This window comes from Erythrobacter insulae (assembly GCF_007004095.1).
Lineage (GTDB): Bacteria > Pseudomonadota > Alphaproteobacteria > Sphingomonadales > Sphingomonadaceae > Erythrobacter > Erythrobacter insulae.
In genome coordinates, this window is sequence record NZ_VHJK01000001.1 from 1,442,497 (window position 1) to 1,462,666 (window position 20,170).

11 protein-coding genes are annotated in these 20,170 nt (G+C 58.9%); 5 read left to right on the forward strand and 6 right to left on the reverse strand.

Annotated elements, in window-relative coordinates:
- The first annotated feature begins 180 nt into the window (after nucleotides 1–180).
- The 4 genes from FGU71_RS06900 to FGU71_RS06915 are packed head-to-tail and all read left to right on the forward strand — an operon-like array spanning nucleotide 181 to nucleotide 5,262.
- On the forward strand, nucleotides 181–1,563 hold the full coding sequence (locus FGU71_RS06900; protein ID WP_142787891.1) for an MBL fold metallo-hydrolase RNA specificity domain-containing protein: 1,383 nt from the start codon (nucleotides 181–183) through the stop codon (nucleotides 1,561–1,563).
- Nucleotides 1,560–3,101: a thymidine phosphorylase family protein gene (locus tag FGU71_RS06905; RefSeq protein WP_142787892.1), complete on the forward strand. Its 1,542-nt coding sequence runs from the start codon at nucleotides 1,560–1,562 to the stop codon at nucleotides 3,099–3,101. The genes FGU71_RS06900 and FGU71_RS06905 overlap by 4 nt, the downstream gene beginning before the upstream one ends.
- The gene (locus FGU71_RS06910) at nucleotides 3,098–4,009 is read left to right on the forward strand and encodes a ribose-phosphate diphosphokinase (RefSeq protein ID WP_142787893.1); all 912 of its coding nucleotides are present in this window, start codon (nucleotides 3,098–3,100) and stop codon (nucleotides 4,007–4,009) included. Before FGU71_RS06905 ends, FGU71_RS06910 begins: the two co-directional genes overlap by 4 nt.
- Entirely contained in the window at nucleotides 4,006–5,262 is a 1,257-nt protein-coding gene (locus FGU71_RS06915; RefSeq protein WP_142787894.1) for an MgtC/SapB family protein, read from the forward strand. Before FGU71_RS06910 ends, FGU71_RS06915 begins: the two co-directional genes overlap by 4 nt.
- 38 nt (nucleotides 5,263–5,300) lie before the next feature.
- On the opposite strand, the gene FGU71_RS14100 is transcribed toward FGU71_RS06915, so the two are convergent.
- The 3 genes from FGU71_RS14100 to FGU71_RS06925 form a co-directional block, all read right to left on the reverse strand.
- The gene (locus FGU71_RS14100) at nucleotides 5,301–5,471 is read right to left on the reverse strand and encodes a hypothetical protein (protein ID WP_185960224.1); all 171 of its coding nucleotides are present in this window, start codon (nucleotides 5,469–5,471) and stop codon (nucleotides 5,301–5,303) included.
- Nucleotides 5,472–5,506: 35 nt separating this feature from the next.
- On the reverse strand, nucleotides 5,507–6,583 hold the full coding sequence (locus FGU71_RS06920) for an NAD(P)-dependent alcohol dehydrogenase (protein WP_142787895.1): 1,077 nt from the start codon (nucleotides 6,581–6,583) through the stop codon (nucleotides 5,507–5,509).
- A gap of 93 nt (nucleotides 6,584–6,676) precedes the next feature.
- On the reverse strand, nucleotides 6,677–7,609 hold the full coding sequence (locus tag FGU71_RS06925) for a 1-phosphofructokinase family hexose kinase (protein ID WP_142787896.1): 933 nt from the start codon (nucleotides 7,607–7,609) through the stop codon (nucleotides 6,677–6,679).
- Nucleotides 7,610–7,750: 141 nt separating this feature from the next.
- On the opposite strand from FGU71_RS06925, the gene FGU71_RS06930 reads away from it, so the two are divergent.
- Nucleotides 7,751–8,413 (forward strand): phosphoribosyltransferase, encoded by a 663-nt coding sequence (locus tag FGU71_RS06930; RefSeq protein WP_142787897.1) that lies wholly within the window; start codon nucleotides 7,751–7,753, stop codon nucleotides 8,411–8,413.
- 15 nt (nucleotides 8,414–8,428) lie between these two features.
- On the opposite strand, the gene ppsA is transcribed toward FGU71_RS06930, so the two are convergent.
- Genes ppsA through FGU71_RS06945 form a run of 3 tightly spaced genes read right to left on the reverse strand, consistent with a single transcriptional unit; the run spans nucleotide 8,429 to nucleotide 20,117 of the window.
- Nucleotides 8,429–10,831 carry a phosphoenolpyruvate synthase gene (gene ppsA, locus FGU71_RS06935; protein WP_142787898.1) on the reverse strand — a complete coding sequence of 801 codons (2,403 nt, stop codon included), beginning with the start codon at nucleotides 10,829–10,831 and terminating at the stop codon, nucleotides 8,429–8,431.
- Complete coding sequence (locus FGU71_RS06940; RefSeq protein ID WP_142787899.1) at nucleotides 10,828–19,074, reverse strand: GH36-type glycosyl hydrolase domain-containing protein; 8,247 nt, start codon at nucleotides 19,072–19,074, stop codon at nucleotides 10,828–10,830. Before FGU71_RS06940 ends, ppsA begins: the two co-directional genes overlap by 4 nt.
- Nucleotides 19,074–20,117: a universal stress protein gene (locus tag FGU71_RS06945; RefSeq protein WP_185960225.1), complete on the reverse strand. Its 1,044-nt coding sequence runs from the start codon at nucleotides 20,115–20,117 to the stop codon at nucleotides 19,074–19,076. The genes FGU71_RS06940 and FGU71_RS06945 overlap by 1 nt, the downstream gene beginning before the upstream one ends.
- Nucleotides 20,118–20,170 lie beyond the last annotated feature (53 nt).

The window sequence follows — 20,170 nt, forward strand, 5'->3', positions numbered from 1 at the left end:
GGCGGGCAGGCATAGCCGTATCAGGAAATATACGTGAGCAATGTCAGGTTGAAACTCGGACGCAAATCCGCCTGCGCTGACAAAATCTGCGCCAGTCTATTGGGTTTGAAACGCCTCGGGAGATTTACTGATATCCTGCATCGGCCTGTGAGGCTTTAACGATACCGAAGCTGATGCAGGATGGATGCGGGGAGGTCCGATATTGTTAGTCTCACATTTCTGGGCGGCGCAGACACGGTAACCGGCTCCAAATTCGTGGTGGAAACATCACAAAGCCGAATTCTCGTCGATTGCGGACTGTTTCAGGGCTATAAAAAGCTGAGGGCACGCAATTGGCATGATCTGCCTATCGATCCTGCCAGCATCGACACAGTCGTCCTCACTCACGCGCACCTGGACCATTCGGGATACCTGCCGTTGCTGGTAAAGAGCGGCTTTGCAGGACGGGTCATTTGCACCAATGGCACGCGCGCGCTGTGCGGTTTGCTGCTTCCCGACAGCGGATATCTGCAAGAGGCCGATGCCCGGTATGCCAATCGGCGCGGTTTCAGCAAGCACCGTCCCGCACTGCCACTGTACACCAAAGCCGATGCGCACCATGCGCTTAAAAGCTTTTCACCGACGCCATTTGGCGAGCGTATTGAAATCGCCCAAGGTTGCAGCATTCGCTTTCGCTATGCGGGGCATATTCTGGGAGCGGCAACGGTCGATATGGTCGCAGATGGCAGGCGTATCGTCTTTTCCGGAGATCTGGGCCGCTACGGCGATCCCTTGATGTTCGATCCCGAGCCCATACCGCAGGCGGACTATCTGCTGGTTGAATCCACTTATGGCGATCGGCTGCATCCCGATGTTGCGCCGCAACAGGTGCTTGAAGACGTAATAGAGCGAACAGTAAATCGCGGCGGCAGTGTGATCATACCGTCCTTCGCTATCGGGCGAGCTCAGGCGCTGCTTTACCACATTTCGGCGATCCGCCGACGTGGCCGCTTCACCGATGTGCCGGTCTATCTTGATAGCCCGATGGCGATCAGCGCGACCGAACTGTTCTGCGAGCATACGGATGATCATCGGCTAAGCATAGCCCAATGCCGCGATGCGTGGGACGATGTGATCTATACCCGCGAGGTGGAGGATTCGAAGAGGCTCGATACCATTACGAGCCCAAAGATCATCATTTCGGCCAGCGGAATGGTAACCGGCGGGCGCATTCTTCACCGGCTAAAGCAATATGCGCCGGATCACCGGAGCACAATCGTCATGGCGGGGTATCAGGCCGGCGGGACACGCGGCGCGGCCTTGCTCAGGGGTGAAAAGATGATCAAGATTCACGGAGACTACGTTCCGGTGCGCGCCGAGGTTGTGGAGCTCGACATGCTTTCCGCCCATGCTGATCAGCATGAATTGCTCCGGTGGCTAGGCAGTTTCGTGTCCCAACCGAAGGAATGCTTTGTCGTCCATGGCGAGGCAGAAGCGTCTGACAATTTTCGCCTAAAGATCGCCGAGGAACTAGGCTGGAAAGCCCGCGTGCCCGAACATCAAGAGCGCGTTGAGCTGGCATGAGCAAGAGCGAAGTGATCAGCAAAAAGGACCGCGTGCGCAAGCTCGTTCCACTCAAGGCAAAACGGCTGAGGCTGGAGACACAGCATGAACCGATTGCGATCGTGCATACGCAATGCACCGTTGCGCGGTCGGAAGGGCTGAGCGAGCGGACCCGCGTGGAATTGCGGGTCGGTGATCAGAAAACCATTGCAAGATTATATCAGGACGAGGGGCAGCTTGTATCGGTCGACGAGATCGGTCTTTCGGAAACGACATGGCGGCGGCTGGGCATCGCAGAAGGCGACAAAGTGACCCTTCACCATCCGCGCAACGTGGATTCGATGAGCGGATTGCGCAGCAAGGTTTACGGACATCGCCTTACCCGGCAAACAGCGAAAGCCGTCTTCACAGATATCGTCGAGGGTCGTTATTCCGACGTGCAAATATCCGCGTTCATCGCGGCGCTGGCGAGCCAATCGCCGGATCTATCGGAGGCAGTCGCGTTGACGCAGGCAATGGTGTCGATCGGCGATCGGCTTTCATGGCCGGGAGACGTCATTGTCGACAAGCACTGCGTTGGCGGCTTGCCGGGGAATCGCACAACTCCGATCGTGGTCGCCATTGCCGCTGCGGCGGGCTTGGTGATCCCGAAGACATCTTCACGCGCGATCACGTCTCCGGCCGGAACGGCGGACACGATGGCGACCATGACGCATGTCGATCTCAGCAATGAAGATATGCGCAGGGTCGTAGAGCGAGAGGGGGGCTGTATGATCTGGGGCGGAAGCGTCCGGCTATCGCCAGCGGACGACATGATCATCCGTGTCGAACGCGAGCTGGAACTGGATTGTACTTCTCAAATGGTCGCGTCGGTCATGTCGAAGAAGATCGCAGCCGGGTCTACTCATGTCCTGATCGACATCCCGGTCGGGCCGACCGCGAAGGTCCGCTCTCCGGCAGATGCTGCCGAGCTTTCCGAATTTCTCATCGGCATCGGGGATGCTTTCGGTGTGCGCGTTGAGGTTGCCCTTTCAGACGGGCTGGAGCCGGTGGGAGATGGCATTGGTCCGGCGTTGGAGGCAAAGGACGTTCTGGAGGTGCTGGAATGCGAGCGCGATGCACCGCGCGAACTGCGTGAACGCGCTTTGCGTCTGGCAGGGATGATGCTCGAAATGGGCGGGGCCTCCAGCGCAGGCAAAGGCAAAGAGGCCGCGACCGCAATTCTCGATGATGGCCGGGCAATGTCCAAATTCGTCGCAATCTGCGAGGCGCAGGGCGGGTTTTTCAGACCGCCGCAATCCGAATTTCAGCATGTGCTTTGCGCTGGACGAACTGGACGTATCAAGGGCATCGACAACCGCAGGATTGCGCGGCTGGCGAAACTTGCAGGGGCCCCGCTATCACCGGCTGCCGGGCTTGAAATCCACGTCAATCTCGGGGATGCTGTTTCCGCTGGCCAGCCGCTGATCACGCTGCATGGCGAAAGCGTGGGAGAGCTTGAATACGCGGTCGATTACTATCTGGAAAACAAGGATATGATCGAGGGGGTCTGTGAATGAGCGCGCTTCTGTTTCCGCTTCATGCCGCGCCTGATCTAACGCAGCGTTTGCTTGACGATCCTGTAATTGGACAAGGCGAGATTGAGCATCGCCGCTTTCCCGATGGCGAGAGCTATCTCCGTTTGCATACGCCCGTGCGCGGACGAAAGGTCATCCTGCTGTGCGGACTGGATCGCCCGGATGACCGATTGGTAACACTGCTGTTGGCGGCGGATGCTGCGCGGGCGCAAGGCGGAACTGAGATTGGCCTGGTTGCGCCCTACCTTGCCTATATGCGGCAGGACTGCGCATTCCAGTCAGGAGAAGCCGTTTCCGCTCAAAGCTTCGCAGCGATTCTTTCGCGGCATTTCGACTGGCTGGTCACGCTTGAGCCGCACCTGCACCGCATCGCCAGCCTCGATGAAGTGTTCGACATTCCGGCGATTGCGGCGCAAGCGAGCGGGCCGATTGGCGACTGGATCGCGAGCCATGTCGCACACCCTTTTCTGATCGGGCCGGACCGCGAGAGCGCTCCGTGGATTCGCCGGATTGCCCGGCATGCTGAATGTAATTTTGCGGTGTTGGACAAGGTCCGACGCGGAGATCGCGATGTGCAGATCACAGGATCGCTTGAAGGCCTCCATTCGGACATGACGCCGGTGATTGTCGATGATATCGTCTCAAGCGGCGCAACGATGGCGGCGATACTGGACCGTGTGGCAAGCAAATCATCTGCAAAGGCTCTTTATATCACTGTCCATGCGCTCACATCGCAGACTTATGGTGCGGGAAAGATTGGAAATCATGCCGCCCGCTTCATCAGCTGTAATGCCGTCCCGCATCCAAGCAATCAGATCGACATCGCCGCGCCATTGCTTCGCGGGGTTCACCAACTTTTGGGCCGACCGGAAACCGGATCGTCTTTGTGAGCGCAGCATTCGATGCCTGGTTGCCGATGGCAGGTGCATTCGCGACCGGCGTATTGATCGGCGTCGAACGCGGTTGGAGGCTGCGCGATCGCGAATCAGGGCAGCGTGTCGCAGGGGTCAGGACTTTCATTCTGCTGGGTCTTTGCGGCGGCGTGGCAGGTTGGTTGACGGCGCAGCAGGCGGAATGGGTCGGAGCCGCGATTGTGACGGTGGCGGGCCTTATCATTCTGCTGGGCTATCACAGGCAGGTTGATGGTGAAGGGCGGCCCGATGCGACCAGCGCAATAGCCGCAATAGCTACGCTTGCGCTCGGATTCGTGGCGGGATTTGGATCGCCGGAAATCGGAGTTGCTCTCGCGGCTATTGTCACCCTTGTGCTCGCCTTTCGGGCCGAAACGCACAGGTGGATCGCCAGTCTGGACGAAGCGGATCTGAAGGCTGCGGTACGCTTCGCTGTTATCGCACTGGCTGTTCGCCCGTTCTTGCCAGACCACAATATGGGGCCACTGGAGGCCTGGAACCCGCAGCAATTGTGGCTGGTGGTGATCCTTGTCACCGGGTTTTCGTTTCTGGGGTACATCGCCGACCGTAAACTTGGTGCTCACCGCGGCACGGTGCTCACGGCCATCATAGGCGGGGCCTATTCTTCGACTGCCGTTACCCAATCGCTCGCGCAGCGACTGCGCCAGAAAGGCAGCGGTAGCGCCGAATGCACCGGGATCGCGCTCGCCAGCGCGGTGATGTATCTTCGCGTGGTTTTGCTGGTGCTGGTTCTGGCGCCGCGCTTCTTTCCGTCGTTCATCATAATCATTGCTCCGCCTTTGATTGTCTCATGGATCGCGGGGGCATGGTTATGGCGCGACAGCTCTGTTGGTGAACGCACCGAAATCCCGCGCAATCCGATCGCGCTTTTGCCTGCTATCGGGTTTCTCGCCTTTGTCGCGCTGGCCGCCCTGGCTGCGCGGTGGGGGCTGGAGCAGTTTGGCGAGGAAGGCATCGCGGTGATGCTGTTCCTGATGGGTTCGATGGATGTCGATGTGGCGATTGTGACGGCGGGAGGCTTGCCGGAAGGGGCCGTCGGCCCGTGGATCGCCTCGATAGCATTGGCGGGCACCATTCTCGCCAATATGTCGGTAAAACTCGGCATAACGAGGGTGACCGGCGGGGCTGGTTCAAGACCAGCTGCCCTCGCGCTGTTATCCAGCATGGTCACGCTCGCGGCGAGCATTGCGTTCTGGTGGGTAAGATCCTGAGGCCCTGAAACGCAATGCCTGATTGCGGAACGCTCGGACTATTCGGGCGGAGGGTTTTCTTGCGGAGGTGCGCCGGGCTGTTCGATATCGGGCTGAGGGGAAGGCGTTTCGGCTGGCCGGTCGGGTGCCTCGTCTGGCGATGGAGGCACAATTTCTGGCGGAGCTGCGGGCTCGATCTTGTCGGGACGGTCTGGCGGTTGTGTAGCCATTTTATGTGCGCCTTTCGCTGCATGGGCCGCGCAATTCAGGGTCTGATGGCGACTTTGAGCACACCATCGCGTTGATGGGAGAACAGTTCATACGCGTCTTCGATTGAATCGAGCGGGAAGTGATGCGTCACCAGCTTGCCGGCATCGACCCGCCCGGATGCAACAACGTCCATCAACCTGCGCATCCGCTCTTTGCCGCCAGGGCAAAGCGTTGTTCGGATCGTATGATCGCCGAGGCCCGCTGCAATGGCATCGAGCGGCAGGGTGAGATTGTCGGAATACACGCCCAGCGATGACAGCGTGCCGCCCGGCCTGATCACGCGCAATGCGCCTTCGAATGTCTCTTGCAGACCGAGCGCTTCGATAGCGACATCGACACCGCGTCCATCGGTGATCTTCATGATTTCATCGACGGGGTCGGTTTTGTTGAAATCAACAATGTGAGTTGCGCCCATTTGACGCGCCATTTCCTGCCGCTCTGGCAATGTCTCAACCCCGATAATCGTGGTTGCGCCCATCATATGCGCGCCGGCCGTCGCGCACAGGCCGATTGGGCCCTGAGCAAACACGGCGACGGTGTCACCGATAGTAATCTTGCCCGATTCCGCTCCGCTGAAGCCGGTCGACATGATGTCAGGGCACATCAAAACCTGCTCATCGGTCAGCCCGTCGGGGACCGGCGCAAGGTTAGCCATTGCATCAGGTACAAGCAGATATTCTGCCTGCGCACCGTCAATCGTATTCCCGAACCGCCAACCGCCCATGGCTTTAAAACCGTGCTTGCCCTGCGCGCCGCATTGCGCATGGCATCCGCACATAGAGGCATAAGATGTTCCCGAGGGCGTAATTGCGCCTGCAATCACACGCTGCCCTTCTTCATAGCCGATGACGGCAGAGCCGAGTTTCTCGATGACGCCGACCGGTTCGTGACCGATCGTAAGCCCGCTCTCGACCGGGTATTCGCCCTTGAGAATGTGAATATCAGTGCCGCAGATCGTTGTGGTGGTGACTCTGATCAGAGCATCCAGCGGCCCCACATCAGGGATCGGCTTCTCGCCAAGAATGATCCGACCAGGCTCGATGAAAATCGCCGCCTTCATAAGCTCAGCCATGGTACTGCTCCGTTCGCGTATCCTGCGCAAATCAACATGAAGCGGCACGCGCTCTGCGTAATTACGGAGATACTCGTAGTGCCAAGGCGCCGCCTAGGTTTCGGAGACATACTGCTCGAACAGCCGCCGGATATCTGCGGGGCGGGCCAAATCGGTTCCGGGTGTCAGCAATGCTGCGCCGCCAGCGGCCATGCCATATCGAAATGCCTCCTCATTGCTTTTTCCAGCGGCAAGGCAGTGCACCATCGCCGCGACGCAGCTATCCCCTGCGCCGACTGAACTTACAGATGCGACCTTCGGTGCTGCGCATTCTATCACATGCTCGGCGCTGGCCAGAATGCCGCCGCGCTCGCCTAGACTTACAACGATGAGCCTGGCGCTCCCGCTTCTGGCGATATCCTGCGCGGCTTTGCCGATCAGGATCGGATCGGAGATATCTTCGCCGATGAGCTGCTGGAATTCCTTGAGGTTGGGCTTGACCATCTCAAGCTTGCCCGCCGCGACCGCCGCTTTGAGTGCATCTCCTGAGCTATCCAGCACGGTTCGAACGCCGCGCTGCTTTGCATCAGAAGCCACTTGGGCATAGAAATCGGCGGGTATCCCGCGCGGCAACGAGCCGCTTATGACAAGGTAGTCGCACTCGACCGATGACAGTCGATCAAGGCAGGTGTGCCATTCCGCTTCGCTGATCACTGGGCCAGCTGGAACAATGCGATATTCGTGGCCACTCGATTGTTCAAACATGGTTGCGCTGATGCGCGTTTCGCCTTCGATGGACACCGGCTCGCGAACAATCTGGTGCAGATCGAGCAAGGCATCGAGCGCGGCGCCAGTCGATCCACCGGACATATAGACGCAGCGGGCATTTCCGCCGAGCCGCACGAACACCCTCGCGACATTGATACCGCCGCCTCCGGGATCGGCTTTCTGTTCGGCCGTCCGCAGCTTGTCGCTATGGACAAATCGGTCGAGCGAATATGCGACATCGATCGTCGGATTAAGAGTGAGCGTCGCGATGTTCATCATGGCGGGTATCTTCCTGAGCGGTAACCCCACTCTGCCAGTAGGCGCGAGGCGCTGAAGCAAGGAACCTTACGTATACCGGCCGGCTGCTCATATGCCGATCTTAGCGCTCTCGGTTTGAAAGGGAGCGATATGATTTTTGGCATGGCCGAATTTGCGGATCGGCAGGATGCTGGCCGTCAGCTTGCTCAGGCCTTGCTTGAACTCGATCTACCAGATCCCGTCGTTCTCGCTCTGCCGCGCGGCGGCGTGCCGCTTGGCTTTGAGATTGCAAAAGAGTTGGATGCTCCGCTTGATCTCATAATGGTCAGAAAAATCGGCGCGCCCGGTCATGCTGAATTCGGGATCGGTGCAGTGGCCGATGGAACCGATCCATATGTGGTCATAGATAAGGATATGGCTCAGGCAGTAGGCGCCGACCTCGCGTATCTACAGCGCGTACTTGAACAGAATATCGCAGAAATCGGCAGGCGGCGCATCGCATATGGGATTGAACACCCAGTCCCCTTGAAAGGCCGGACGGCGATTGTCGTTGATGATGGCATTGCGACTGGAAATACGGTCAAAGCCGCGCTTAAGGCGATCGCCCGCGCTTCACCTGCGAGGGTCATTCTTGCTGTACCGGTTGCCGCGCAAGATACGCTGACGAAAATCAGACCTCTTTGTGATCAAATTATTTGCCTTCATGCCCCGCGCGCCTTTCAGTCTGTTGGCGTTCACTATGCAGACTTTGGCCAGATCACCGATGCGCAAGTCGTGACGCTGCTTAATCGGGTGCGCCGTTCTAAAGGTGTCGTTCCCAACTAATCCGGTTCCCCTCGATCAGCCCGTTTTCCGGCTTGGCCGGTCACGGCGTTCGGCGCCCGCCACATGCTCTTTTACAGCGATAAAACTGTCGGGTGTGACCGAAATGGAATCGATCCCGCACTCAACCAGAAATTCCGCGAAATCGGGATGGTCGCTGGGCGCTTGGCCGCACAGCCCGACAGCGGTGCCGTTTGCATGCGCCTCGGCGATGACGTGGGCGATCATCCACTTAACGGCTGGATCGCGTGCATCGAATTGATCGGCCAGCAATTCGGAATCGCGGTCGATTCCGAGCACGAGCTGGGTAAGGTCATTGCTCCCGATTGAAAATCCGTCGAACCGCGAGGCGAATTGACCGGCGAGCACGACATTGCTTGGAACTTCGCACATGACGAGCACTTCAAGGTTGTTCTGCCCCCGTTCAAGGCCGTTTCTGGCCATTTCCTCAAGGACCAGATCGGCCTCGCCTATGGTCCGGCAAAACGGGATCATGACCGCAGCATTATCAAATCCCAAATCATCGCGCAGACGCTTGATCGCCTGGCATTCGAGCGCAAATGCTTGCCGAAAGAGCGGCGAAATATAGCGCGAGGCTCCTCTGAATCCGAGCATCGGGTTTTCCTCTACCGGTTCAAAAAACTGGCCTCCGATCAAATCTGCATATTCATTGGTCTTGAAATCGCTGAACCGGATGATTGTGCGTTTCGGGTGAAGCAATGCTGCGATACGGGCGAGTCCGCGCGCAAGGCTGTTTACATAAAAGTCGGTGTATCCTTCGTGCCCCATCACCAAACGCTCGATCGCTTCGCGCGCGCCGCGATCCTTGACCCGCTCAGGCTGAAGCAGCGCCATTGGATGCGCCTTGATCAGATGCGAGATGACGAACTCCATCCGGGTCAGGCCCACCCCATCTGCAGGCAGTTTCCACCAGCGATACGCGGCAGTTGGATCGGCAAGGTTCAGCATCACCTGCGTCCGTGTTTGCGGCACAGAGGCCAGATCGATCCGTTCGTGGCGGATTTCGGCGAAGCCTTCATACACGAGCCCTCGATCCCCTTCGCAGCAGCTGACAGTCACTTCCTGCGCGTCTACCAGTCTCTGGGTCGCATCGCCGCAACCGACAATTGCAGGCAGGCCCAGTTCGCGGCTGACAATGGCCGCATGCGACGTGCGCCCACCATGATCGGTGACGATGGCAGCGGCGCGCTTCATGACGGGCACCCAATCGGGATCCGTGATCCCTGTCACCAAAACCGATCCCGGCACGAGCCGATCAATGTCGCTGGCATTGTGGATGATGCAGACCTTGCCGCTGGCGGCTTCAGATCCAATCGCCGCGCCTTCTGTCAACGCGCGTCCCTTGCCTTCAAGCGTGACAGAATGAATCGCGCTTACATCGTCCTGACCCCGAACCGTTTCTGGCCTAGCCTGCACGATGAACAGCGCGCCGCCGGGCCCGTCTTTGGCCCATTCCATGTCCATCGGGCAGCCATAATGGTTCTCGATGATAACAGCCCAACGGGCCAGCTGGAGGATTTCGCCTTCGTTCAAGACAAACCGTGTTCTCTCCGGTGTTTCAGTAATGACCGTGCGCGTTGCCTCATCGCCGTCCGCATAGACAAGCTTGCGCTGTTTCGAGCCAAGCCGCTTTTCGATGATCGGCACAAGCGTATGATCGCCGAGCAGCGGCTTAAAAATCTGATATTCGTCTGGCTCAACAGATCCTTGCACGACGCTTTCACCCAGGCCCCATGCTGCATTGATCAGCACCACTTTGTCGAACCCGGTTTCCGTGTCGATCGAGAACATCACACCGGCGCCCGCCAGATCGGAGCGGATCATCATCTGAACCCCAACTGATAGTGCCACAGCCTGATGGTCGAAACCCTTGGCTTCGCGATAGGCGATCGCGCGATTGGTGTAGAGCGAGGCGAAGCAACGCCGGCAGGCATCAAGCAACGCGGCCTCCCCGGTGATATTCAAAAAGGTCTCTTGTTGTCCGGCAAAGCTGGCATCCGGCAAATCTTCTGCCGTCGCGCTTGAGCGAACGGCAACGCTCATTTGGTCGCTGGCGCAGCGATTTTGCAGTTCGCGGTAGGATGCGACTATTTCGGCGGCGCTGTCCTCGGGCCACTGGCCTGCCAGTATTGCCCGGCGGATCGTTTCGCCCGTCTCTGACAATGTCGATGCGCCTTGCGAAAACTGAACAAGCTGCCGGGTAATGATATCATCGATCCGATTCTGCTTTAGAAACCGCCGATAAGCCGAGGCGGTTGTCGCAAATCCCGGCGGAACACGTATGCCTTTTCCGTCAAGCGCGCCGATCATTTCTCCCAGCGACGCGTTTTTGCCGCCGACCTCGCCAATATCGGCGCGCGTGAGGTTTTCGAACCAGCGGATGCTTTCGCAATGCTTCATGCGCTTTGGCCTCCCAATACTTCTTTTTCGATCTCCGCCTGATCGGCAGTCTGTTCGCCAATTGTGGCGATGACTTTGCGGACTTCTCCGCGTGGAGGAAATTCGATGAGGCTGAGATCGGTTGTTTGGCCGTCCACCTGCAAGCGAGCAGTGGTGCGCCCGTGCGCGTGCGGGGTGCGCACGACGCGCAGATCGATCATGCCGCCACCTCGGCTCAGGCGCGCTTCGTAACCGTCCCAGCCATCGGGCAGCGACGGCGCGATATGCAGTTTCCCATCGCGCAGTGTCAGGCCCAATATGCCTTCGACTGCGAGACGCCATGTCCACGCCGCTGCGCCTGTGTACCAACTCCACCCGCCGCGTCCGCGAAGCGCTCCGACCGAGCATATGTCGGCCGCCACGGCATAGGGTTCGGTCCGATAAAGTGTGGCCTTGGCATGATCCAGTGAATGGCGGACCGGGTTCAGCGCGTCGAAAATCCGGTGCGCCTCTTCCCCTTGGCCTGTGCGCGCCAAAGCCAATCCCAGCCATGCAGCAGCATGAGAGTATTGTCCGCCATTCTCGCGGACGCCGGGCGGGTACGCCATAATATAACCGGGGTCATGCGCGGACTTGTCAAAAGGGGGCCAGAGCAAACGCATGATCTTTGCATCATCATCGGACAGTTCGCGAAACGCCGCCTGTATTGCTGCTCTGCTTCGATGGGTAAGTGGTCCGGCAAAGACGGACCAGGACTGCGAGATGGAATCGATTTGGCATTCGGCATTTTCCAGCGAGCCTAATGGGGTTCCCTCGTCATCATAGGCCCTGCGATACCATTCGCCGTCCCAACCTTGCGCCTCGGCATTACGGCGCCAGATAGACGCACGGCCAGCCCAATGGCGGGCTTGTTGTGTGCGACCAATCCGGCGTTCACAATGGGCAAGGGAAGCGGCGCAGACAGAGGCAAACCATGCGAGCCATACGCTTTCGCCGCGTCCTTCGTCCCCGACCCGGTCCATTCCATCATTCCAGTCTCCGGCCCCAATCAGCGGAAGGCCGTGCCGACCCAGCGTGACATTTTCCAATGCGCGCTCGCAGTGGTCGATCAGAGGGCGCGGTTCCGATTTGGCGTCGAAGAGTGCGTAGCGATCATGCTCTTCATGCGAAAGCGGCGGTGCCTGAAGAAAGGGTACCTCTTCGTCGAGGATCGAAGTGTCGCCGGTCGTATTGACATAATGCGCAGCCGCATAAGGCAGCCACAGCAAGTCGTCCGAGCACCGGGTGCGGACGCCTCGGCCCAGCGGCGGATGCCACCAATGCAAAACGTCCCCTTCTTCAAACTGGTGGGCTGCGCAATCAAGGATATGCGCCCGCGTCCGCTCCGGGTCTGCATGCAGAAATGCAAGCGCATCCTGTAACTGGTCGCGAAAACCGATTGCGCCGCTGGCCTGATAAAACCCGCTGCGGGCAAGAATGCGGGACGATAGACTCTGGTATAGCAACCAGCGATTGACCATCACGTTCATTGCCGGGTCCGGGGCCGTGATCTCAATGGACCCCAGCAGCCCGTCCCAATAGGATTTTCGCTCTTGTTCGTTACTTGCGGTGCGGCCCGGCGTACGCCATTCGCGCGCCAGATCGATAGCGGCAGCTTCGTTTTCCGCTTCGCCAAGCAGGAATTCAACGTCGACAGACTTTCCCGGAGGCAAATCGACATGGACCTGATAAGCGGCGCAGGTATCGCCGCCCGCAATCTCAGCACCGCTGAGGCCCCAGCATTTTAGCGCTGCCGGTTGCGCGATATCTCCGATCCGCCCCAAAAACTCTTGTCTGTCGGTTGTAAAGCCGTGCGGATCGAGATTGGCGGTGAGAAACGCTGCACGACCGGTGAACTCGGCCGACCACGGATTTGTCGCAAGGATCGTTTGTGCAGAGTGATCGAAGCGGGTGTGGACGTGTCGGCGCGCAATTCCGGGAAGGGATCCGAGCAACCATTCTGCGTAATATGTTGCGGTGATAAGCCGCGGGCCGGCACCTGGATTGCGAAGAGAAAGCCGTGCGATCTTTATCGCGGCCTTGTGCGCGATTGAGACGTTCAAGACTTGCTCGATCCCGCGGCTCGACTGCCGCCATTCGGTGTAGCCTGCCCCATGAATGATCTGGCAGACAGCGTCGCGTCCGGCTGGATCGGGCGTTACCGACCAGACCTGCGCGGTTTCTTCGTCACGCAGGTAGACGACCTCGGTCTGGCGGTCCGATACCGCGTCATTGGTCCACGGGGTCAGACGGTATTCGCCGCTATTCTGTGACCACGTAAATCCGCCGCCAGCCTCTGTCACAAGCGTGCCGAAACCCTCATTGGCCAACACATTGACCCACGGAGCTGGTGTGGATTGCCCCGGCTCCAGATGAATCAGATATTCCCGCCCATCCGGGGTGAAACCGCCAAAGCCATTGTCGAACAGCAGATCATCTGGGCGCCGCAGGTCTCGTTCTCGTTCGGGTTCAAAATCGTGCGACGGGATAATCGGCGGCGCGTCGAGCTGCGCCGGAGGGGCCGCGTCAAGCTGGTCAGTCAGCGAGCCTGCCGAGCCGCTCAGGATGACCCACGCCATGCTTTCCAAAAGGCGAACCTGGTCGCTGCCGATCTGGTCTGCAAAAGCCAAGTGGATACCGCCAGGACGGCCAAGCATCTCGGTCGCGCCAATTTCCTGCAGCAATTGCCTTAGCTCATCGCGCAGCGGCTCTACATAGGCCGAACCCAGCGATTGGAGGATCACCACATCGATTTCGAGCCCCGCCCGTCGCCAAAGCTGATGCGCACCGATGATCGTATCGAGCACGCCTTCCTCGCCGATTTCCCGGCGCAGGAGCAGAATCGGGAAATCGCCAGACAGCGCCAATCCCCACAGATTGGATTGGCCAAACCGGTTTCTTCGGATCACGGCCGCCGGAGCGCGCAGAGCATCCTGCGGATACACCAGAAGCGAGCTGAGCGACTGGACTTGCGGCAAATCTGCAGGATCGATCCGGGCGCGCCGGATGGCTCTGGACATGTCCGCCTCTGCATCGTCGAAAATCCACCGGACGGACGATTGGGTAGCGTGCCGTTCCAGCACATCCAGCGCCACCTTTCGAGAACTCGCCGCTATTGTGACGAGACAATATTGCGCCGTCTCTCCAGGTTTCAGATCAAACGATAATTGGAACACGGATACGGGATCGAGAGTCCATCCCTGGCTGTTTGAGAGGGGGCGGGATGCCCCCAGCGGGCCTTTCTGGGACCGATTGCGGCCAATGAATGTCCTGCGGTCCGTCTCGAACGCGAAATCCGTCACAATCCCGTCGGGGCCGATTATGTATTGCAGCACGACCGGCGGCGTGTCTTCGGGTCTACGGGCCCGCCGAGTGAACAGCACTGCGCCCGGCTCAGGCAGATGCTCACTTTCCACGAAGAGCTTGCTAAAGGCGGGGTGACGCTCATCCTCCAATGGCGGGGCCAGCACGATTTCGGCATAGGTCGTAAGCCGCAACCGGCGATTGCGTTCACTCTGATTGGTTAGAACCAATCGCCGAAGCTCAATGTCTTCATTTGCTCCCACGGTGACTTCGAGGTCGGTATGAATCTCGTGATATTGCCGGTGAAATTGGGCTTTGTGTGAATGAAAGGTGATGTGCTCCTCGTCGGCATCGACCCCGGTTGGCTGCTGCGTCGCGGACCACACGCGCTCGCTACGTTCATCGCGAAGGTAAAACCACATGCCCTCGGCATCGAGTGTCGCATCTGGGACAAATCGCGTTATCGACTGGCCATTCCAGCGAAGGCCGCCAGCGCCCGCAGCGGAAATGCGTGTTGATAGCCGTCCATTACCAAGCACGTGCGCTTCGGTGCGATTTCGGTTGGCGGGCGTCCAGCTATAGCGAATACGCGGCTGCGCTGCGTCTTGTTCAGCCGTATCAACAAGTTCGAGGCGCCGGATTTCAGCGGGCAATTCGTGCGGCACGCGTTCCGACAACAGCAACTCTGTCATCCGGATACGCGGGTCACGCATGAACCGTTCGACCAGCTTGTCGCCATTCAAGATGTTGGCAATGGCGCATAGGATCATTCCCTGATGATGCGCCATGAATGCATTCACAGGCGCGAACTTCCGATCGGAGGGAACTCGTTCTGTCGTGAAATCGACCGCTTCCCAAAACCCGTAGCGCCCGGCTGCGCCTATGGCCTCCAGCCGTTTCAGATTGGCTTGTGCCTCTACCGGGTTTATCGCCAATGCGAGCGCAGAGGCATAGGGCGCGATGACGGTATCCCGCGCCAATCCGCGCCGCAGCCCAAGGCCGGGAACGCCAAAAGCCTGATAGCGGAACCGGTGTTCGGGATCCCTTGCAGAGAAGGCGGATTCAGAGATGCCCCACGGCGTGTTTGCTTGCTTGCCGTGGTTCTGATGGATCGAAACCGCTACGCGATCACTTTCGCCCAGCAACGTCTCCGGGGCTCCTGGCATCAACAGGCGCGGCATCAAATATTCGAACATTGAGCCATTCCACGATACCAGCGCCACACCTTCATTCGCCCGCGTGACGGGCCGACCAAGATGGAACCAGTGTTCGGTTGCGACATCGCGCTTGGCGATCGCGAAAAAGCTTGCGATGCGCGCTTCGGATGCAAGCAGATCGTAGTGATGCGGATCGATTTTCGCGGTGCTGACATTGTACCCGATGGAAAAGAGCCGGCGCTCGGTGTCGTAGAGCCATGAAAAGTCCATGTTCCATGCCAGAGCATCGAATTCATCCGCGAGAGCGCGCAGCGCGTCGCCATGGGCCTGATCCTGTTCTGCGTCGTTTAACATCGTGTGCAAGTGATGGTGCAGCCGGTCCAACCAGACATTCAGATCGCGGACCTGCTCCGGCATTGCGCGCGCCGCTGTGTCCATGATCTTTGTGCCTGCCTCCTCAACGCGCGGTAGATCGTGGTGGCAGAGGTTCCGCAATTTGCAGAGCAGCTCGCTGCTACCCTCGTGATGCCTTTGCGCGCGCTCGCAAAGCTCGCCGAGAAGTTTTGTGAAAGCACCGCTTTTATCCAGCCCGGCCGAATGCTCGGCGATCAGGTCGGCTACAACCTTTAGCCCCTCCCACCGCTGCTCCTCCAAGGTTTTGCGGGTTCCTGCATCCCGGAGGCTGTGTGCAAAGGCGATAAATGATGCCGCCAGATTGCCGCTATCGACCGTCGATACATAACGCGGCTCGAGCGGTCTGAGATGATGCGTTTCGTACCAGTTGAGAAAGTGGCCGCGATAGCGCTCCAGCCGCTCAAGGCTTTCGAGCACGTTCTTGGATCTTGCGACCAATTCTGCTCGTCCGATAAAGCCCAGATCCCATGCGCTTGCGGTCGAAAGCAAGAGCATCCCGATATTGGTTGGTGAGGTGCGATGCCCGATTTCCTCGTGCGGAGGGCCCTGGTAATTGTCAGGCGGCAGCCAATTGTCGCTCGGACCTGCAAAAGTTTCAAAATAGAGCCAAGTCTTGCGCGCCAATCGCATAAGGTACGGCGTGTCGAGTTTGGCTTTGTTATCGGTTCTCTTGCGTTTTGGGCGCTCGATAAGGAGCGCTATCTCGGGCGCCAATGCCCATGGGACAAGCAAGATCATCGCAGGCCACAGCGCCTCTGGTCGCAGCAGGAATGTCGCAAGGCCGATCGAAGCTGCGAGCGGCGGAGCATAAGCCATTTGTTGCCACACCCGCGCGCGATCCCTGCCGGTCTGGTGCGCCTGCGTTACATGGGCAGCCGAGGTCCATTCCAGCAAATTGCTCTGGCTGATATAAATCCGCCAGAGCGTCCTGAAGATCGCATCCAGCGATAGCGCGGCTTCATGCAGCATGAACGCAATGACGAGGAGCCAACGCCCGGCCTGATCGGAAAGCCTGCGCCAAAATCCGATGGCCACTTTTAGCCGCCGGCCCCGGGCGAGGCCGGTAACAAGATCGATAAACAATTGCCCGGCGGGCGCGAGCAGTACAAGCAATGTCCAGAACCACGGGCTGCCCGGCAAGATCAGCCAGCCTGCAATCGCAAGAAGCACCAAACCGGGTGCGACCAGACTTCGCCTCAAATTGTCGAGTATTTGCCAGCGACCCAGCGCGCCAATCGGTGTGCGTATTTTCGTGTGGCCGGAGCCGGGAACCTTTCTCCCGATCCACGGGAGCAATTGCCAGTCGCCTCTGATCCAGCGGTGCAACCGTTTGGCAAATTGCGAGTATGTCTCGGGAAAATCCTCGTACAAAACGATGTCGGTCGCCAATCCAGCGCGCCCTAGAACTCCTTCGAACAGATCGTGACTGAGGATCGCGTTTTCCGGCACGCGGCCATCGACGCTTCGGTGAAAACCGGACAGATCATAGATACCCTTGCCGACGAAGATGCCGCGTCCGAATAGGTCTTGATAAACATCCGAGACTGCGCGGCTGTAAATATCGATGGCTGTTTCCCCGGTGAAGAGACGGGCAAACAGGGACTTTTCGACACTGCTTGGTGAAATCTCCACGCGCGGCTGAATCAGCGTGTATCCGCGGATCACGCGAGAAGTCTCGTCGAAGGCTGCTTGGTTCAGGGGGTGCGCCAAAGTGCCTACCAGCTTTGCGACTGATCCAGCAGGCAGGATAGTATCGGCATCGACAGTGATTACAAAACGGGTCCGCTCCAGCGCCGCTGTATCGCCGAGCACGATACAAAACGGGGTCCGATCCCCTTCGATGACCATGCGATTGAATTGTTCGATTTTGCCGCGCTTGCGTTCCCACGCCATCCAGCAATTCTGGCTGTTGTTGAACAGGCGCGGCCGCATCAGGAGATGGAAAGGCCGATGCGATTCCTTGCCATATCGCGCGTTCAATTGACCGATCTTTTGCTCAAGCGCACCAATTATGTCCTTGTCTTCCGGCAGTTCCGCACGCTGGGCGTCGGCGAGGTCGGCCAGCAACGCGACGTTCAATTGCGCGTCGGTTGCGGAAAGCCAGTGCATCTCCAGGCGGGCGGTGATCGATCCAACCTCGTCTCGTGATGCGATCACGGCCGGCACGATTATCGTGGTCGGCATATCCGGGGTCAGGCCATCTTTGCTTTCCAGTTTGGGAAGGACGCGCGGCTCGGTGAATTTTGTTATCAGCCAGTGCACAATCGTTATGGCCAATATCGAAGCGGGTATCTGGCTTAGCAAAATTGCCGCGATCCAGCCCTCTATGCTCGCACCCACCTGGGCCAGATACAAAACGGGCAGAACGGCACAGAACAGGCCCGACAAGGCCATAAGCACGGCGAACACCGGGCCGGGCGTTGCCAGCAGGGCTCGTTTGAGTTTGCGCCTTGCATCGGGCCGCGCTGCAAAATGCCATTCCAACTCGCGCCTGCCTTGGTCGAGCAGCCAATAGCCGACATGGTGCGCGACATCCTCCGTCCCGCGTGACGACGCTTTGGCAATGGCTTCACGCGCGACATCGATTTCGCTGGCGTCGGCCCAGCAGGCGATCTCTTCGATCACGGTTCGATACCGGTCCCGCGTTTCGAAATCCATCATTCGATAGGTTCGGCTGGGGTCGCGTCTCAGGATTTCCTCGACATGGCTGGTGTGCTCGAAGAACTCGTCCCACGGGATGGAGGCAAGCTCAGCCAGGGTGACAATCGAGCGGGCAATACGGTCGGTCGATTCAAGCGAGTGCGAATGCGCCGCGTAACGGGAAACAGGAAAGCCCACCTTGCTGCGATCTTCGAGTACTTGAGCAAGCGCCGCCGCAAGGATTTCGATGCAGGCGATCCGCAGCATTGTCGGAAAAGCCCATAGCTCGGCAATCGATAGCGAATGACGGCGCTGGTAGGCACGGACAAACCGCTCTGCATGGGAGAGTGATATCTGCAAGCGGCTGGCAAGGAGCAATTCATGGGCAAGGTGAAAGATCCTCGGGCCAGAGTAACCCTCATCCGCAAGTGCAGGTAATCGCCTGTAAAATCCTGGCGGTACGCCCTTTGCGACTTGCCTCAGGGCACGGCTGACATGGTAATCATTGTCGAGCAACCACTCGGCGGCTTTTGCCGCTTCCGGGTCAGGTCTGCGGCAGGCCTGCCGAACCTCTTCCAGCCATTTTTCGGCTGATTTCATGTCCTGCAACAGCCCGATAGGCGCCGCGCGCTGGCGCGAGAGGCTGTGCCGATCGGCCAGCTCTTGCCCTGCCAGCTCAAGCGACGAGACAGGTTCGGCTGCTTCAGCCACTAGCCGAAACGAAAGACGGATTGACCATTGGTATCGAACCGGCCCGCACCGAAATCAGTCACAAGATTCGGCCTGACCATAAGCACCGGCATCGAGCAATGCGTGGCAAGATATTCAGCCACGCTTCCGCAGGGGATATCGCTTAATGCGGTGGCCCCGTGCGAGGACATTACAACCAGATCAACCTCGCGGTCCTTACTCAGCTGGCAGGTCGCATGACGCGGGTCGGCGGGGCCGAGCAATACCGATTGGACGGTGATGCCATCGTCTTCCACACGCGCGGTCAATTGTTCGAGTTGGGATTTTGCGTTCTGTTTGTTCTGGCGTTCGATTTCCGCGTGCAGTGTCCCGACATTTTTCCCTTGAAAGCCCTGTGATGCCCCGGCCTTGGGAACGGTATGGACGAGCAACAATTCGGCTCCGTGCGATCGCGCAATGCGCCGGGCAATCGGGAGCACGCTTTCGGCCCGCGAAGACCCGTCAATCGGCACCATAATCCGGCGGTATCGATGTGCGCTGGATTGAGCCTGCGGCGGTACAAGCAACAAGGATGTCGTTCCGCTTTGAAGCACTCGCATTGTGGTTGGCCCCATGCCGTTCGTTTCGCTTCGTGTGCCGGTGGAAAGCGCCAGCAAGGTGGCCCCGTTGACTTCGCTCCAATCGATCAACTCGTCGCAAGGATCGCCGACAAGGACCACACCTGCGGTTTTGACGCCGTTGTCAAATCGATGCTCAAGATCATGCAACTGCGAGCGCTGCGTTTCCCAACGCAATTGCCATTCGATGGGGTCGGCGGGAACGGCTGATTGGCCAGACTGTTCGATGACCCGCGCGAACGTGACTTCCAATCCGAGGCTGCTCGCCACCGTTAGCGCATGATAGGCCACTGCATCGGCTCGCGGTGAGTCATCGACGCATGCGAGAATGTGCGGTCGGCGGTTTGGCGTGTGCGGCCGATGTTCGATCGCAGACCGCGCTGTATGGCGGCTGACAGGAGGCGGACCATCATCGATGGCTCGCAGTCCCTGAGGGCTGATGTTCATTTCTATCTCCAAGGAAGGGGGCCTTTGGACGATTGACAACATGCTCAGGTCAG

What these genes read in the sequence shown, in the direction of transcription:
- FGU71_RS06900 (WP_142787891.1), top strand. Translation starts at nt 181, where the DNA reads ATGGATGCGGGGAGGTCCGATATTGTTAGTCTCACATTTCTGGGCGGC.
- FGU71_RS06905 (WP_142787892.1), top strand. Translation starts at nt 1,560, where the DNA reads ATGAGCAAGAGCGAAGTGATCAGCAAAAAGGACCGCGTGCGCAAGCTC.
- FGU71_RS06910 (WP_142787893.1), top strand. Translation starts at nt 3,098, where the DNA reads ATGAGCGCGCTTCTGTTTCCGCTTCATGCCGCGCCTGATCTAACGCAG.
- FGU71_RS14100 (WP_185960224.1), bottom strand. Translation starts at nt 5,471, where the DNA reads ATGGCTACACAACCGCCAGACCGTCCCGACAAGATCGAGCCCGCAGCT.
- FGU71_RS06920 (WP_142787895.1), bottom strand. Translation starts at nt 6,583, where the DNA reads ATGGCTGAGCTTATGAAGGCGGCGATTTTCATCGAGCCTGGTCGGATC.
- FGU71_RS06925 (WP_142787896.1), bottom strand. Translation starts at nt 7,609, where the DNA reads ATGATGAACATCGCGACGCTCACTCTTAATCCGACGATCGATGTCGCA.
- FGU71_RS06930 (WP_142787897.1), top strand. Translation starts at nt 7,751, where the DNA reads ATGGCCGAATTTGCGGATCGGCAGGATGCTGGCCGTCAGCTTGCTCAG.
- ppsA (WP_142787898.1), bottom strand. Translation starts at nt 10,831, where the DNA reads ATGAAGCATTGCGAAAGCATCCGCTGGTTCGAAAACCTCACGCGCGCC.
- FGU71_RS06945 (WP_185960225.1), bottom strand. Translation starts at nt 20,117, where the DNA reads ATGAACATCAGCCCTCAGGGACTGCGAGCCATCGATGATGGTCCGCCT.